The sequence below is a fragment of the Kineococcus auxinigenes genome (assembly GCF_050871525.1).
Taxonomy (GTDB): Bacteria; Actinomycetota; Actinomycetes; order Actinomycetales; family Kineococcaceae; genus Kineococcus.
Map to the genome: position 1 here is coordinate 1 of NZ_JBKBCT010000022.1, position 15090 is coordinate 15090.

The window sequence follows — 15090 nt, forward strand, 5'->3', positions numbered from 1 at the left end:
GATCTTGCACGGTTGAGCCCTCAAGCGTGCAAGATCACCGCGGGGAGGGGGGGCGGAGGGGGGAGGGGGACGGAGGTTGCGATCGTGTGAAGAATCGCGACCCGCCGTGGTGGGGGTTGGTGCATCCGGGGGGATGTCGGCATGGTGTGTCGGCGCTGAGCCCGCGCGTCGACCGACGGGCGGACCCGCTCAGCCGTCGTCGACCGCGGAAGAGGGAACCCCCATGCGCCGCCGCACCGTGCTCAGCTCGCTCGCCGCCACGCCGATCGTCGTCGCCGGGTGCAGCTCCGGCGAGGGCGTGGACACCGGCCAGGGCGGCGGGGAGGGCGGTGGCGCCTTCGTCGCGGCCATCAGCGCCCAGCCGGACCAGTTCGACCCGCACAAGACCACCGCCTACGCCAGCTTCCAGGTGCTGGAGAACGTCTACGACACCCTCGTGGTGCCCAGCGCGGACGGCGAGTCCATGGAGCCGTCGCTGGCCACGGACTGGACCACCAGCGACGACGGCCTCACCTGGACGTTCACCCTGCGCGACGGCGTCACGTTCCACGACGGCTCCACCTTCGACGCCGACGACGTCGTCTTCTCGTACGACCGCATCATCGACCAGCAGCTCTCCAACGCCTACCGCTTCGCCACCGTGACGGACGTGCGTGCGCAGGACCCGCGCACCGTCGTCATCACCGTCTCCGAGCCCACGCCGGCGCTGCTGGCTCAGATCGGCGGCTTCAAGGGCATGGCGATCCTGCCCTCGGGCGTGGACGAGGCGAGCCTGACGACGCAGGCCGTGGGCACCGGCCCGTTCCGGCTGGACAGCACCTCCGCCAGCGAGGTCTCGCTGAGCCGGTTCGACGAGTACTGGGGCGAGGCCTCCGCGCTGGACGGGATGACGTTCCAGTTCATCACCGAACCGGCCGCCGCGATGACCGCGCTGACCAGCGGCCAGGTCCAGTGGACCGACAACGTGCCCACCCAGCAGGTCTCCGACCTCGCCGAGGACGAGCAGGTCGAGCTCGGGCAGGTCGCCAGCGTCGACTACTGGTACCTGGCGATGAACCACGCCAAGGCACCGTTCGACAACCGCGACGTGCGCCGGGCGATCGCCACCGCCGTGGACCGCGCGGCGGTCACCGAGGCGGCGCGCTTCGACGCGGCCCGCCCGAACCAGACGGCCATCCCCGAGGACAGCTTCTGGTACTACGACTACGCCCCCTTCACCACGGACGTGGACGAGGCGAAGCGCCTGCTGGAGGGCGCCGGGGTCACCACCCCGATCACGATGGGCCTGATGGTGACCTCCGAGTACCCCGAGACGGTGACGGCCGCGCAGGTCCTCGCCAGCCAGCTCGAACCGCTCGGCGTCCAGGTGGAGATCCAGACGGAGGACTTCGCGACCTGGCTGGACCGGCAGGGCCGCGGCGACTTCGACGCCTTCATGCTCGGTTGGCTGGGCAACATCGACCCGTTCGACTACTACGACGGCCAGCACCGCACCGGCGGGTCGAACAACTACCAGGGCTACTCCAGCCCCGTCACCGACGACCTGCTCAACCGCGCCGCGGTCGCCACCGACCGCGACGAGCGCAAGGACCTCTACGACCAGGCGGCCAAGCAGATCGTCGACGACGTGTCCTACGTGTACCTGTACAACCCCGACGTGGTGCAGGCGTGGACGCCCGGGCTGACCGGTTACACGATCCGCCCGGACAAGGCCGTGAACTTCGAGGAGGTGGAACTGCCCTCGTGACGGGGATCGCGCTGCGGCGGGCGCTGCAGTCCGTCGTCGTCCTGCTCGGCGTCAGCGTGGTGGTGTTCGCCCTCGTGCACCTCGTCGACGGCGACCCGGTGCGCCTGGCGCTGGGCACCCGCTTCGACCAGGAGACGTACGAGGCGCTGCGCGAGCGCGCCGGCCTGGACCAGCCGCTGGTGGTGCAGTACCTGCAGTGGATCTCCAGCGCGGTCACCGGTGACCTGGGCGTGAGCTTCCGCTCCGGCGAGCCGGTGACGGCGCTGATCCTGGAGCGCCTGCCGGCGACGCTGTCGCTGGCCGGCGCCTCGATCCTCGTGGCGCTGCTCATCGCGGTCCCGCTGGGCACCGCCTCCGCGCTGCGGCCCCGCTCGCTCGTCGACGGGGTGGGCACGGTCCTGAGCCAGATCGGCATCTCGGTGCCGGAGTTCTGGATGGGCATCATGCTGATCCTGCTGTTCGCCGGCGTCCTGGGCTGGTTCCCCGCCGGCGGGTACGTGCCGCTGAGCGAGGACCCGCTGGGCTGGGCGCGCGCGCTGGTGCTGCCGGCGGTGACGACGGGCCTGGTCTCCGGCAGCGTGCTGACCAGGTTCACCCGCTCCAGCGTGCTGGAGGCGCTGGGCGCCGAGCACGTGCGCACGGCCCGCGCGAAGGGCCTGGGGGCCCGCGCGGTGCTGAACTGGCACGTGCTGCGCAACGCCCTGCTGCCGCTGGTGACGGTGACGGGCGTGCAGCTGGCGTACCTGCTGTCCGGGGTCGTCGTGGTGGAGATCGTGTTCGCCTGGCCGGGCCTGGGGCAGCTGGCCCTGCAGGCGGTGCAGGCGCGCGACTACCCCGTCCTGCAGGGCGCGGTGCTGCTGTTCGCGTTCGTGTTCCTCCTGGTGAACCTGGTGGTGGACCTGCTGTACTCCAAGCTCGACCCGAGGATCAGCGCGTGAGCGCGGCCCAGGACGCGGTGGCGGTGCCCGCGAAGCGGATCTCGGTGCGCCCGGCGCGCGGGCGGTTCACCACGGCGCTGAAGCTGCTGCTGACGTCCCCGCCGACGCTGTTCGCCACGCTGGTCGTGGTGGGGGTGGTGGTCCTCGCGCTGTTCGACGAGCAGATCGCCCCCACCGGTTACAACGAGGTGGACGTCCAGCAGCGGCTGCTGCCGCCGGGCGGGGGGCACTGGTTCGGCACCGACGACCTGGGCCGCGACGTGCTCAGCCGCGTGGTGCTGGGCGCGGCGGTCTCGCTGCAGGTGGGCGCGGTGGCGGTGGGTTTCTCGCTGCTGGTCGGCGTCACCGCGGGCCTGCTCGCGGGGTTCTACGGCCGCTGGCTGGACACGGTGCTCATGCGGCTGATGGACGTGCTGTTCGCGTTCCCCGCGATCCTGCTGGCCATCGCGGTCATCGCGATCCTGGGGCCGGGCACCACGAACGCGATGATCGCCATCGGCATCACCTACACGCCGGTGTTCGCGCGGGTCACGCGCGCGGCCGTCCTCGGCGTGAAGGAGAGCGTGTTCGTGCGGGCCTCGCGCTCCGTGGGGGTCTCCGACGCCCGGATGCTGCTGCGCCACGTCCTGCCGAACGCCGCCCCGCCGATCATCGTGCAGACGTCGGTGAGCCTGGCGTTCGCGGTGCTGGCCGAGGCGGCGCTGTCGTTCGTGGGCCTGGGCACGCAGCCGCCGGCGCCGAGCTGGGGGCGGATGCTCTCGGAGGGCCGCGGCTACCTGGAGGACGCGTGGTGGATGGCGGTGTTCCCGGGCCTGGCGATCGTGCTGCTGGTGCTGGCGTTCAACCTGCTGGGCGACGGGCTGCGCGACGTGCTGGACCCGCAGCAGCGCAGCGCGCTGGAGGCCGCCCGCGCGAAGCCGCGCCGGCGTCGCCGGGCGGGGGTGCGCGCGTGAGCGAGCCGGTGCTGACCGTGCAGGACCTGCGGGTGCGGATGGACACCGCCCGCGGGAGCGCCGAGATCGTCAACGGGCTGAGCTACTCCGTGGCGCCGGGCGAGACGGTCGCCGTCGTGGGGGAGTCCGGCAGCGGCAAGAGCGTGTCGGTGATGGCTCTGCTCGGGCTGCTGCCCAAGCAGGCCCGCGTGTCCGGCACCGCCGTCTTCCGCGGCCGGGACCTGCTGCGCATGCGCGAGCGGGAGCTGCGCGCCGTGCGCGGCGACGGCGTCGGGATGGTGTTCCAGGACCCCATGACGTCGCTGAACCCGGTGCTGACGATCGGCCGGCAGCTCACCGAGGGGCTGCTCGCGCACCGCAGGGTCTCCGGCAAGAAGGAGGCGCGCGAGCGGGCCGCGCAGCTGCTCGCCGACGTGGGCCTGCCCGACCCGCGCGGGGCGCTGGACCGCTTCCCGCACGAGCTGTCCGGCGGGATGCGCCAGCGCGTCGTCATCGCGATCGCCCTGTCCGGTGACCCCGCCCTGCTCATCGCCGACGAGGCCACCACCGCCCTGGACGTCACCGTGCAGGCGCAGATCCTGGACCTGGTGGCCCGGCTGCAGGACGAGCACGACACCGGCGTGGTGTGGATCACCCACGACCTGGGGGTGGTCGCCGGGATCGCCGACCGGGTGCTGGTGATGTACGGCGGGCGCTGCGTCGAGGACGGCACCGTCGACGACGTCTTCGAGCGCCCCGCGCACCCCTACACGCAGGGGCTGCTGGGCTCGCTGCCGCAGCTGCACGACGACGAGCCGGGCGGCCGGCGCCGCGAGCTCGTCGCCATCGGCGGCACCCCGCCGCCGCCCACCGACCTGCCGCCCGGGTGCGTGTTCTGGCCGCGCTGCCCGGTGCGCGGCCACGAGCGCTGCGCCACCGAGCAGCCGCCGCTGACCGCCGTGGGCACCGCTGCCGGCGACGGCTCCGGCGGGGGCGACGTGCCGCACCGGGCGGCGACGTTCTACGACGCGGCGCGCGACGCCGGGGAGGTGGGCGCGTGAACGCGGCAGCGCAGCAGGGCGGCGACGTGCTGGTGCGCGCCCGCGGGCTCGAGGTGCACTTCCCGGTGCGCTCGAAGGGGCTGCGCCGCAAGCGCACCGGAGAGGTCCGGGCGGTGGACGGGGTCGACCTGGACATCCGCCGAGGCGAGACGCTGGGGCTGGTCGGGGAGTCCGGGTGCGGCAAGTCCACCCTGGGCAACGCCCTGCTGCGCCTGGTGGAGCCGACGGCGGGCACCGTCGAGTTCGACGGCACCGACGTCACCGCGCTGGGCGCGCGCGAGCTGCGCGCGCTGCGCCGGCGCGCCGTGATGGTCTTCCAGGACCCGTACGCCTCGCTGGACCCGCGCACCACCGTGGGGCAGACCGTCGCCGAGCCGCTGCAGGTGCACGGCCTGCACCGCGGTGCGCAGGCGCGCGCGGCACGGGTGGCCGAGCTGCTGGAGCTCGTCGGCCTGGACCCGTCGGTGGCCTCGCGCTACCCGCACGAGTTCTCCGGCGGCCAGCGCCAGCGCGTCGGCATCGCCCGCGCCCTGGCGGGCGAGCCGGACTTCGTGGTGTGCGACGAGGCCATCGCCTCGCTCGACGTCAGCGTGCAGGCGCAGGTGCTGAACCTGCTGCGCGACCTGCAGCAGCGCCTGGGCCTGACGTACCTGTTCGTCTCGCACGACCTGGCCGCGGTGCGGCACGTCAGCGACCGCATCGCCGTGATGTACCTGGGGCGCGTGGTGGAGGTGGGGGACGCCGACGCCGTCAGCACCCGCCCGCAGCACCCCTACGCGCAGGCGCTGCTGTCGGCGGTGCCGCTGCCCTCCCCGGCCGCCGAGCGCCGCCGCGAGCGGATCGTGCTGTCCGGGGACGTGCCCTCGGCCACGCGGGTGCCCTCCGGCTGCCGCTTCCGCACCCGCTGCCCGCGCGCGTTCGCGCCGTGCCCCGACGTGGACCCGGCGCTGCAGGAGGTGGAGCCCGCCCACACCGCGGCGTGCCACCTGCACGGCGTGGTGGGCGTGCCCGTCGCCGCGGAGCACCGGCCCGCCTGACCGGCCCGCCCGATCCGCCCGGCCGGCCCGGCGCGCGTCACCCGTGCGCACGCCGCCGCGTGCTCCGTTCAGGGGCTCCTGCCACCCGCGCGGTCCGGTCCGCCCGTCCGCGTGCCGAGGAGGAGCGGGTGAAGACAGTCCTGGAGATCGAGACCACCAAGCCGATCGGCACCCGCGAGCTCAACGGGTTCCTGTCCGGCATCGCCGCGGCGGTGCCCGGCTGCTTCGTCTCCCAGGGCCCGAGCACGCGCGGGCGGCTGACGGTGACCGTGCTGTCCTCCACCCCGCTGGCGCTGGAGGTGGCCGAGCAGGTCCTGGAGTCGTTGCCGCACCTGTGCGACTCCATCGCCTCGCTGTCCCTGCACGAGCCGCCCCGCCGCGTCGCGCGCTGACGACCCCGCGCCGACGAGCTCCCCGGGTGACGCCCGGGCGTCAGTCCTCGTCGCGCGGCACCCGGGTGGAGGTGCGCTGCACGACGTCGGAGAACTCCGGGTGCCGCTGGATCCAGCGGGAGACGAACGGGCACAGCGGCACCGCGGTCAGCCCGCGCTCGCGCACCTCCTCCAGCGCGTGGCGCACCACGGCGGAGGCGATGCCGCGGCTCTCGAAGCCGGGCAGGACCTCGGTGTGGGAGAACACCAGGAAGCGCGGCGCGGGGGAGTAGACGGCGACGGCGGCCAGCTCCCCGCCCACCCGGCCCTCGAAGCGGGACAGCTCGGCGTTGTCGCTCACGGTGAGCTGCTGCTCGGGCGCGACGTCGGTCGCGGTCTGCTCTGGCGTGGTGCTCACGGTGCCTCTCCTGTCGGTCGGGGCGACGGCCGTCGTGGAGCAGTGAACAGCCTCCGGCGCCAGGATGACAGGCGAGTGGCCGTGCCGTGGCCCCGGTGGGCCGGGTGCGGCAGGCGGGCGCGCCGGGTGGTGCCGCCGGCGACCGGGGCCAGCTGCTCCCGGTCGCCGGCGGGGACGAGGGGCCTCAGCCGCCGCAGGACAGGCCGTGGCCGAAGCGGAAGAGGGGAGCCACGGTGTCGAACGGGGCGTCGGGGCGGCTGCGCTCCACGGCCGCCGTCGAGGAGGGCAGGTCGAAGGGCAGCCTGCCCTCGGGGGCGACGACGCCCAGGGCGACGTCGAGGAAGGCCTCGGCGCTGCTGCCGTGGTCCACCAGCAGCGCGGCGGCCCCCTCGGCCAGCTCGGGCACGACCGCGGCGCGGTCCAGGTAGAGGTCCACCACGGTCGGCACGGCCGCCAGCAGGGCGCGCAGCCGCTCCCGCTCGGCGGGCGCGAACTCCAGCGAGCCGGCGTGGAACATCGCCTCGAACCCGCCGGGGCGGGGCTCGTACGGCGCGCGCAGCCGCACCAGCGCCAGCTGCGCCTGCGCCGGGTCGTCCACGACCCGCAGGCCGCGGCGGCGCACCAGCTCGGGGTCCAGGCCCTCCACGTACACGGGGCCGGTCGTCGCGGCGTCCAGGGGCAGCACGCCGTCGCGGTTGGTCAGCAGGGTCATCGAGCGGCGCTGGGCCAGCTCGCCGTCGCGCACGAACCGCTCGTTCCCGACGGTGCGCACCGCGGCCTCGACGTCGACGTACGGGTTCTCGAACAACCCGAGGCGGAACTTCTCACGCAGCAGGCGCCGCACGGAGACGTCGATGCGCTCCTCGCTCACCCGGCCGGTGCGCACGAGTTCGACGACCAGCTCGGGCCGCGACTCCCCGCCGAACTGGTCGCAGCCGGCGAGCAGCACCTTCTCGGCCCGCTCCAGGGGGCTGAGGTGCTCCACGCCCCAGGCGCGCGCGGGCACGTCCTGGCCCAGGATCACCGCGTCGGTGAGCAGGCCCCAGTCGGTGCACACGATCCCGTCGAAACCGAGGCGCTCGCGCAGCAGGCCGGTGATCACGCTCTTGCTGAAACCGAACCCGACCTCCTCGTGCTCGGTGCCGACCGGCATCCCGTAGTACGGCATGATCTGCGAGGTGCCGGCGGCGATGGCCGCCTCGAACGGCTTCAGGTGGTGCTCGAACATCCCCGCCGGGTAGACCTGCTCCTTGCCGTAGGGGAAGTGCGGGTCCTCGCCGTCCTTCTGCGGGCCTCCGCCGGGGAAGTGCTTGGTCATCGTCGAGACCGAGTCCGGCCCGATCCGCTCGCCCTGGAAACCGCGCACGTAGGCGGCGACCAGTTCGCTCGTCAGGTCGGCGTCCTCGCCGAACGTGGCCACCACCCGTGCCCAGCGCGGTTCGGTGGCCAGGTCCACCTGCGGGTGCAGCGCCGCCCGGATCCCGACGGCGAGGTACTCCTGCCGGGCGACGTCGGCGAACCGCTCGACGAGCTCGGGCGAGCGCAGCGCCGCCAGGCCCAGCGTCTCGGGCCACTGCGAGAACGCCCCGGCCGTCGCGGCCGTGCCGGGGTTGTCGGAGAAGTGGTTGCGCGGGTCGGTGGACAGGGTGACGGGGATCCCCAGCCGGGTGCCGGCGGCGAGCTCCTGCAGCCGGTTGTGCCAGGTCGCCGTCTCGCGCGCGTCCTGGACGCTGCCGAGGAGGTTGAAGTGGTTCAGGTGCTTGCCGGCCACCGCCTCGCGCGTGGAACCCAGCCCGAACGCGGGGTTCGCTTCGGCCAGTTCGCCGCCGGGGCCGGGGGCGATCATGTCCTGGAACATCAGGCCGGCCTTCTCCTCCAGCGTCATGCGCGCGAGGAGGTCCGACACGCGCTGCTCGATCGGCAGGGAGGCGTCCCGGTAGGGCGGCGCGGGTGCTTCGGTGGTCACGGGATCGTTCTCCTGGGTCTGGGTCACTTGACGGACTCCACGCGGAACACGCACGCCGCGCCGGCGAACACGACGATCGCACCCAGCAGGTACCAGGTGCTGTACCCGCCGATGGGCAGGTGGGCGCCCGCGGCGATGACGGCCGGGGCGACGGCCGGGGCGATGGACTGCGGCAGGGCGTTGGCGATGTTCAGCACGCCCAGGTCCTTGGCGGCCTCGTCGGGGTTCGGCAGGACGCTGGTGGCCAGCGCCATGTCCACCGACATGAACGCGCCGAAACCGAGGCCGATGACGGCCTGCGCGACGACGACCGTGGCGACGCCCGGTGCGAAGGCCAGCAGCAGCAGCCCCACGGCCATCACGACGCTGGCCAGCGCCACGAACGGCTTGCGCGCGCCGAGGCGGTCGGAGAGCACGCCGCCCAGCAGGCTGGAGGCCATCATCAGCACGGCCGCGGCGGTGTTGGCCAGCGCGATGACGCCCACGGCCCTGCTCTCGGACAGGCCGAGCTCGTCGGTGAGGTAGAAGAGCAGGTAGGCGGCGATGCCGGCGTAGCCGAAGAACATCGCGAACCGGCCCAGCCACACCCACCCGAAGTCGGGGTGCGCGCGCGGGTCGAACACGAACGAGCCGAAGAACTCGCGGGCGCTCAGCCGCCCGGCGGGCGCCTGCGCCAGCCGGCGGTCGCGCAGCGCCAGGGCGAACAGCACGGCGAGGACGCCGCCGAGGGCGCCGGGAACGAGGAACCGCGCCAGGGAGGAGTCCAGGAGGTTCACCGCCCAGGAGCCGACCACGATGGCCAGCGGGGTGCCCACGCCGACCACGCCCGAGGCGCGGCCGCGCTCGCGCTCGGGCACCTGGTCGGGGATGGTCGCGTTCGCCGCGGCGAGCACCGCGTTGAACGCGGTCTGCGCCAGGCACCAGCCCACGAGCACCACCCACACCGAGTGCGCGGCGCCGATGAGGGCCAGCGCGGCGACCCCGACGACGGCACCGCCGAGGATCCACGGCCGGCGCATCCCCAGCCGGGAGGCCGTGCGGTCCGACAGGCGCCCGATGAGCGGGTTGGCGAACAGCGCGAACAGGGCCCCCACGCCGGTGACCAGGCCCAGGGCGGTGGCCTTGTCGTCGCCGGCGATCTCGGTGACCTTCAGCGACAGGCCCACGAGCACGGGGGTCAGCAGCGCCAGGTAGGCGCCGAAGTTGGCCGCTCCCAGCAGGGGCACGAACCCCCGGCCGGGTCGTGCCGGCGGCGGGTTCGTCGCGCCGGGTGCGGCGGGGGTGCTCATCTGCGTCACTGCGACTCCTTCGTCCTGCGCCCGTCGCGGGCGCGGTCCCCAGCGCCGCCGCAGCGGCGCACCCCGGGAGGGTACGCCCGTCGTCTACCAGTCGGTAGGTGAGTGTTGGACCGGACGGGGGACCGTGGCGGGACTCACGGGGACGGGCGGTCGGTTAGCCTGCGCGCGCACGGCCACGGGCGGCCGCGCTGGGGGAGGCGACGTGAGCCGGGTGGCGGCAGAGGCGGCGGACGGGTCCGCCCCCGACGAGCGGGCCGCGGCGCCGGGTTCGCGCCGCGCCCAGCGCGAGGCCCGCCGCGAGCAGATCCTCGAGGTCGCCACCCGCCTGTTCGGCGAGGGCGGCTACCGCGGCACCTCCCTGCGCGACCTGGCGCGCGCCTGCGGCGTCTCCCACCCCACGCTGCTGCACTACTTCCCCGGCAAGGACGAGCTGCTGATGGCCGTCCTGCGCCGGCGCGACGAGCGCACCGCTGCGGTCTTCGAGGACGTCGACGACCCCCGCGAGCTGCCCGCCCTGGTGCTGCGCCTGGCCGAGCTCAACGCGACAGCGCCCGGCCTGGTCGCGCTCTTCGCCGTGACCTCCGCGGAGGCCACCGCTCCCGAGCACCCCGCGCACGGCTACTACCGCGAGCGCTACCGCGCCGCCGTCGAGGGCATGTCGGCGCAGCTGGAGCGCGCCCGCGCGCAGGGCCTGCTGCGCGCCCACGTCGACCCCCGCCGTGCGGCGCGCGCGATGTTCGCCCTGCAGGACGGCGCCCAGGTGCAGTGGCTGCTGGAGCCGGCCGACGCCGACGTCACCGCGCTGCTGGCGGACCTGGTGCGCGCGGTGTTCGTCGAGGACGCCTGGCCCGCCCAGCTGCACCGGGCCGCGCCGATCACGACCGGCGCCTGACTACCGTGGAGCGGTGAGCGTCCCCACCGAGCGCGCCCCCGCGCACGCCGGCGCACCCCTGGTGCGCCGCTGGCGGCCCGGCTGGGAGCTGGACCTGGCGTGCACCGTCTCGGTGCTGCGCCGCGGCGCGGCCGACCCCGCCTTCCGCCGCGAGGACGACGGCAGCGTGCGCCGCGCCACCCGCACCCCGTGCGGGCCCGCGCAGCTGCACCTGCTGCCGCACCCGCGCACCGGTGAGGTCGAGGCCCGCGCCTGGGGCCCCGGCGCCGAGTGGGCCCTGGACGGCGTGCCGGACCTGCTGGGCGCCGCCGACACCACCCACGCCGAGTTCCGCCCGCGCCGTGAGCACGCCGCCCTGCACGACGCCTGGCGGGCCCACCCCTGCTGGCGCCAGCCGCGCACCCGCGCGGTGTTCGAGGCGCTGTCGGCCTCCGCGCTGGAGCAGGTCGTCACCACCCGCGAGGCGTTCGCCGGCTGGCGGCGCCTCGTGCTGCGCTTCGGCGAACCCGCCCCCGGCCCGGCGGGGGTGTGGGTGCCCCCCGCCCCCCGCGACTGGCTGGAGGTGCCCTCCTGGGAGTGGCTCGCCGCCGGCGTGGAGCTGCGCCGGCGGAAGGTCACGATCCTGGCCGCGCCCCGAGCCGCCGCCCTGGAGCGCACCCTGGCGATGGACGAGGCGGCCGCGGACCGGGCCCTGCGCTCCCTGCCCGGCATCGGCGTGTGGACCTCCGCGGAGGTGCGCGCCCGCGCCCACGGCCACCCCGACGCCTTCTCCTTCGGCGACCTGCACGTCGCCGCCGACGTCTCCTGGGCCCTGACCGGCGAGGTCCTGGACGACGCCGGGTGCGCCGAGGTCATCGAGTGCTACCGCGGGCACCGCTACCGCGTGCAGCGCCTGCTGGTGCTCGCCGGGGTGCGCCGGCCCCGCCGCGGCCCCCGCGCCGCCCTGCCCACCCACACCCCGAACCGCGCCCTGCGCGCGCACCGACCCCGCCGCGGCGGCTGAGCGGCGCGGCTGGTGGGATGCACCGCGTGCGCGTGCTCCTGATCGGCTGGTCCAGCGTCCTGCACGGCGAGGCCACGGCCGGCGACCTGCTGAGCACCGAGGCCGTCGCGCAGCGGCTGCGCGAGGACGGCGCCGAGGTCGACCTCGCCTTCAGCCCGGCGGTCCTGCGGGCGTACGGACCCCGCGGCGGGCTGCCGTACGAGGACGCCGACGAGGTCCTGCGGGTCGACCCCGCCGCGTACACCCACGTCGTGTGGGCGTGCGGCCCGCTGACCGGCCGGCCCGTGCAGCAGGTGCACGAGCGCTTCCCGCACGCCCGCCGCCTCGCCGTGGGCGTCTCCGTCCTGGACCCCGCCGACCCGGCCGTGACCGGCTTCCACGCCGTCGTGCCGCGCGACGCCCCGGGCGCCGCACCCGGCCGCGACCTCGCCGCCCGCCCGCCCGCCCCGGCCGTGCCCGTCGTCGGCGCGTACCTCACCCGCGGGCAGGGCGAGTACGGCGCCCGCCGCCGCCACGACGAGGTCGCCGACGCGGTCACCGGCTGGCTCGGCGGCCTGGACGTGGCCCGCCTGGAGCTGGACACCCGCGTCGACCCGCGCGACTGGCGCCTGCCCGCCACCGCCGAGCAGGTCCTGGCCGTGGTCTCCCGCCTGGACGTCGTGGTCACCACCCGCCTGCACGGCCTCGTCCTGGCCCTGCGCGCGGGGGTGCCGGCCCTCGCGGTGGACCCCGTCGCCGGCGGCGGCAAGGTGAGCGCCCAGGCGCGCGCGTGGGGCTGGCCGGGCCTGCTGAGCGCCGAGGAGGTCCTGGCCGCCGGTGGCGGCGGCGCCCTGGACGAGCAGCTCGCCTGGTGCACCTGCGGCAGCGGCCGCGCCGCCGCGGCCGCCGCCCGCGCCGAGGCCCCCGCCGCGGGGTCCGAGCAGCTCGACGCGCTCAGCGCCGCACTGCACCCCTGACCGTCCCCACCCCGGGCGGAAACCACGGTTTCCGCCCTTGAAGGGCCTCTCCCGGGGGCGGAAGCCATGGTTTCCGCCCCCGGGAGAGGAATGGGGGAGAGGAAGGGGGGAGGGTCGTCAAGGGCGAGGGGCCGGCGCCGCCCGCACCAGGGCCTCGCGCTCGCCGTCGGGCTCCCCGTCGCGCTCGACCCGGCCGCGCAGGTCCTCCGTCCACAGCGCCGCCAGCACCCGCTGCGCCAGCGCGCCCAGCTCGAAGGCGTCCTCGGCGGACAGCCGCAGCACGGGCCCGGCGCCGTCGTCCTTGACGAGGCACCGCCCCGGCCCGCCGGCGGTGGCGACCTGTGCGACCCGGTCCAGGCGCTCGGCGAGCGTGCCGGGCACCACGGGCGGGGCGTCGACGGCCGCGGCGCCGATCGCGGCGCGCACGGCCTCCACGTGCCCCAGCCGGAACCAGTCCGAGCTGGCCGGGCGCAGCAGCGAGCGCGCCCCGGGCCCGTCGTCGGCGCGCACCCGCTCGCCCAGCCCCCGGATGAGGGCGGCCGGCACGCCGTCCGTCTTGCCCTTGACGAGGTCGGCGGCGGCGGCCACCTCGTCGGCGATGGCGCGGGCGGTCACGCTCATCGGGCGCCCGGAGGCGTCCAGCTCGCCGCGCAGGTCGTCCAGCACGTCGACGCCCGCCACGCCGAGGGCGAAGTCGGTCTGCCCCTCCCGCCAGGCCCGCCCGGCCGTGTCGGTGACGACCACGCCGACGTCCGCGCCGGTCAGCTCGCGCAGGGCCGTGCGCAGCGCCCGGGCCTCGGCGTCGGCGTCGGCCGGCAGCAGCAGCACGGTGCCGTCGACGACGTTGGAGGCGTCGACGCCGGCGGCGGCCATCACCGGCCCGGCGGCGGACTGCACGACGCTGGCCAGGCCGGTGGGGGTGCGGCGCGCGGCGACGGTGCGCACCGACTGCGCGGCGATGACGGCCTCGCGCTGCTCCAGCGGCGCGGTCAGGCCGCGGGCCTTGGAGACGACCTTGCTGGACACGGCGAGGACGTCGCCGTCGACGACGGAGGCGCGCTGGGCGTGCAGCGCCTCGACGAGGACGCGGGCGAGGTCGTCGCCCGCGCACACCTCGCCGACCCCGGTGATCCCGACGACCTGCAGGCTGGTGGTGCTGCGCATCACGCGGCGTGCACCTCCCCGGTGAGCTCGCCCGCCAGGTCCAGGGCGGCCCCGGCGAGGGCGGCGGTGGCGGCCGGGTCGCTCATCAGCAGCGGGCGCCGCCGCACGGCCAGCGGGCGCGGCCCGGGGGCGGGGGCCTCGTCGCCCTCGGCGATCAGCCAGCCGTCCAGGAAGTCGGCGTACAGGCCGGCCACGGCGGCGGCGGTGGTGGGCACGCCGATCGCCGACAGGCAGGCGTCGGCCATGCCGCGCACCGGGGCGCCGCCGACGACGGGGGAGACGCCCACGACCGGCGCGGCCGTGGCGGCCAGCGCCTCGCGGATCCCCGGCACCGCCAGGATCGAGCCGATGGAGACCACGGGGTTGCTGGGGGGCAGCACCACGGCGTCGGCGTCGGCGAGGGCCTGCAGGACCCCGGGGGCGGGGCGGGCGGTGGCGGCCCCCACCGGTTCGATGCGCAGCGCGGGCACGGCCGCGTGCAGGCGCACCCACCACTCCTGGAAGTGCACGCGCCGCCCGCCTGCCTCGCCGTCGTGGGCGGAGCGCTCGGCCTCGGGCACGGGCGCGAGGTCGACGTGGGTCTCCACGACGTCGTCGGTCATCGGCAGCAGCCGCGCGCCGGGCCGCCAGCGCCGGCACAGCTCGTCGGTGGCCTGCGAGAGCGTGCGGCCCTGCGCGAGCGCCTGCGTGCGCACCAGGTGGGTGGCGATGTCCTTGTCGCCCAGGGTGAACCAGGTCGGTGTGCGCCCGTAGCGGGCGAGCTCGTCGGCCACGCCGGAGGTCTCGTGGTCGCGGCCCCAGCCGCGCTCCTCGTCGATGCCGCCGCCCAGGGTGTACATCACCGAGTCCAGGTCGGGGCTGATCCGCAGCCCGTGCAGGGTGACGTCGTCGGCGGTGTTGACGACGACCGTCACCTGCGCGTCGCGCCGGGCCGGGTCCGCGCTGGAGCGCAGCGCGGCCAGCAGGCCGCGCAGGAACCGTGCCCCGCCCACGCCGCCGGCCAGGGCCGTGATGCGCAGGGGGGCCGCGCCGGGGGCGCGCGCGGGGGTGCGGTCGGGGGTGGTGGGGCTCACCGGCCCATTGTCGCCGTCACGCCCCGCGGCGGTCACGGGCGGGCGGCCCGGACGGGTGCACCGGTGCGGCCGAACGGGTGAGGAGGAGGGCTGATCGGTGGTGCTGCTGCGGCTGGTGTGACGGAGGGGGCGCAGGTGATACCACGGCGGGCTTGACTAGTACGGACGACACGCGTGTAATTCCACCAGTGGTGGTCTTCCGTGACCGTCGCGTCACCGGTAGTGACAGACCGA

Annotated in this window: 14 protein-coding genes; 9 read left to right on the plus strand and 5 right to left on the minus strand. The window is 75.6% G+C overall.

Features of this window, described 5'->3' with window-relative positions; all coding sequences use genetic code 11:
• Positions 1 to 223 precede the first annotated feature (223 nt).
• From ACRYR9_RS08465 to ACRYR9_RS08490, 6 genes are all read left to right on the plus strand, one after another.
• Positions 224 to 1747, plus strand: a complete 1524-nt coding sequence (locus ACRYR9_RS08465; protein WP_432492025.1) for an ABC transporter substrate-binding protein — start codon at positions 224 to 226, stop codon at positions 1745 to 1747.
• The gene (locus ACRYR9_RS08470) at positions 1744 to 2685 is read left to right on the plus strand and encodes an ABC transporter permease (RefSeq protein WP_432492023.1); all 942 of its coding nucleotides are present in this window, start codon (positions 1744 to 1746) and stop codon (positions 2683 to 2685) included. The genes ACRYR9_RS08465 and ACRYR9_RS08470 overlap by 4 nt, the downstream gene beginning before the upstream one ends.
• Positions 2686 to 2729: 44 nt before the next feature.
• Positions 2730 to 3638: an ABC transporter permease gene (locus ACRYR9_RS08475; protein WP_432492167.1), complete on the plus strand. Its 909-nt coding sequence runs from the start codon at positions 2730 to 2732 to the stop codon at positions 3636 to 3638.
• Positions 3635 to 4678: an ABC transporter ATP-binding protein gene (locus ACRYR9_RS08480; RefSeq protein WP_432492021.1), complete on the plus strand. Its 1044-nt coding sequence runs from the start codon at positions 3635 to 3637 to the stop codon at positions 4676 to 4678. Before ACRYR9_RS08475 ends, ACRYR9_RS08480 begins: the two co-directional genes overlap by 4 nt.
• Positions 4675 to 5715, plus strand: a complete 1041-nt coding sequence (locus ACRYR9_RS08485; RefSeq protein ID WP_432492019.1) for an ABC transporter ATP-binding protein — start codon at positions 4675 to 4677, stop codon at positions 5713 to 5715. Before ACRYR9_RS08480 ends, ACRYR9_RS08485 begins: the two co-directional genes overlap by 4 nt.
• Positions 5716 to 5843: 128 nt before the next feature.
• Positions 5844 to 6107 (plus strand): hypothetical protein, encoded by a 264-nt coding sequence (locus ACRYR9_RS08490; protein WP_432492017.1) that lies wholly within the window; start codon positions 5844 to 5846, stop codon positions 6105 to 6107.
• Positions 6108 to 6147: 40 nt separating this feature from the next.
• Here the strand turns inward: ACRYR9_RS08490 and ACRYR9_RS08495 are convergent, their stop codons facing one another.
• The 3 genes from ACRYR9_RS08495 to ACRYR9_RS08505 all read right to left on the minus strand — a co-directional run bounded on the left by ACRYR9_RS08495 (position 6148) and on the right by ACRYR9_RS08505 (position 9759).
• Complete coding sequence (locus tag ACRYR9_RS08495) at positions 6148 to 6504, minus strand: GNAT family N-acetyltransferase (RefSeq protein WP_432492015.1); 357 nt, start codon at positions 6502 to 6504, stop codon at positions 6148 to 6150.
• A gap of 184 nt (positions 6505 to 6688) precedes the next feature.
• Positions 6689 to 8389, minus strand: coding sequence for a glycoside hydrolase family 3 protein (locus ACRYR9_RS08500; protein ID WP_432492165.1), 1701 nt, complete (start codon positions 8387 to 8389; stop codon positions 6689 to 6691).
• Positions 8390 to 8493: 104 nt separating this feature from the next.
• Positions 8494 to 9759 carry an MFS transporter gene (locus ACRYR9_RS08505; RefSeq protein WP_432492163.1) on the minus strand — a complete coding sequence of 422 codons (1266 nt, stop codon included), beginning with the start codon at positions 9757 to 9759 and terminating at the stop codon, positions 8494 to 8496.
• Between the two features lie 211 nt (positions 9760 to 9970).
• On the opposite strand from ACRYR9_RS08505, the gene ACRYR9_RS08510 reads away from it, so the two are divergent.
• The 3 genes from ACRYR9_RS08510 to ACRYR9_RS08520 are packed head-to-tail and all read left to right on the plus strand — an operon-like array spanning position 9971 to position 12619.
• A complete protein-coding gene (locus tag ACRYR9_RS08510) occupies positions 9971 to 10660 on the plus strand; it encodes a TetR/AcrR family transcriptional regulator (protein ID WP_432492013.1) in 690 nt (229 codons plus the stop codon).
• A gap of 13 nt (positions 10661 to 10673) precedes the next feature.
• Positions 10674 to 11663, plus strand: coding sequence for a DNA-3-methyladenine glycosylase family protein (locus ACRYR9_RS08515; RefSeq protein ID WP_432492011.1), 990 nt, complete (start codon positions 10674 to 10676; stop codon positions 11661 to 11663).
• A 17-nt stretch (positions 11664 to 11680) separates the two neighbouring features.
• Positions 11681 to 12619 (plus strand): polysaccharide pyruvyl transferase family protein, encoded by a 939-nt coding sequence (locus tag ACRYR9_RS08520; protein WP_432492009.1) that lies wholly within the window; start codon positions 11681 to 11683, stop codon positions 12617 to 12619.
• A 117-nt stretch (positions 12620 to 12736) separates the two neighbouring features.
• On the opposite strand, the gene cofE is transcribed toward ACRYR9_RS08520, so the two are convergent.
• Positions 12737 to 13783, minus strand: a complete 1047-nt coding sequence (gene cofE, locus ACRYR9_RS08525) for a coenzyme F420-0:L-glutamate ligase (RefSeq protein ID WP_432492161.1) — start codon at positions 13781 to 13783, stop codon at positions 12737 to 12739.
• Entirely contained in the window at positions 13783 to 14802 is a 1020-nt protein-coding gene (cofD, locus tag ACRYR9_RS08530) for a 2-phospho-L-lactate transferase (RefSeq protein WP_432492159.1), read from the minus strand. The genes cofE and cofD overlap by 1 nt, the downstream gene beginning before the upstream one ends.
• Positions 14803 to 15090 lie beyond the last annotated feature (288 nt).

Bases quoted from the DNA above. Each gene is read 5' to 3' on its own strand.
- ACRYR9_RS08465 (WP_432492025.1), top strand. From the start codon at position 224: ATGCGCCGCCGCACCGTGCTCAGCTCGCTCGCCGCCACGCCGATCGTC.
- ACRYR9_RS08500 (WP_432492165.1), bottom strand. From the start codon at position 8,389: ATGACGCTGGAGGAGAAGGCCGGCCTGATGTTCCAGGACATGATCGCC.
- ACRYR9_RS08505 (WP_432492163.1), bottom strand. From the start codon at position 9,759: ATGAGCACCCCCGCCGCACCCGGCGCGACGAACCCGCCGCCGGCACGA.
- ACRYR9_RS08520 (WP_432492009.1), top strand. From the start codon at position 11,681: ATGCACCGCGTGCGCGTGCTCCTGATCGGCTGGTCCAGCGTCCTGCAC.
- cofE (WP_432492161.1), bottom strand. From the start codon at position 13,783: ATGCGCAGCACCACCAGCCTGCAGGTCGTCGGGATCACCGGGGTCGGC.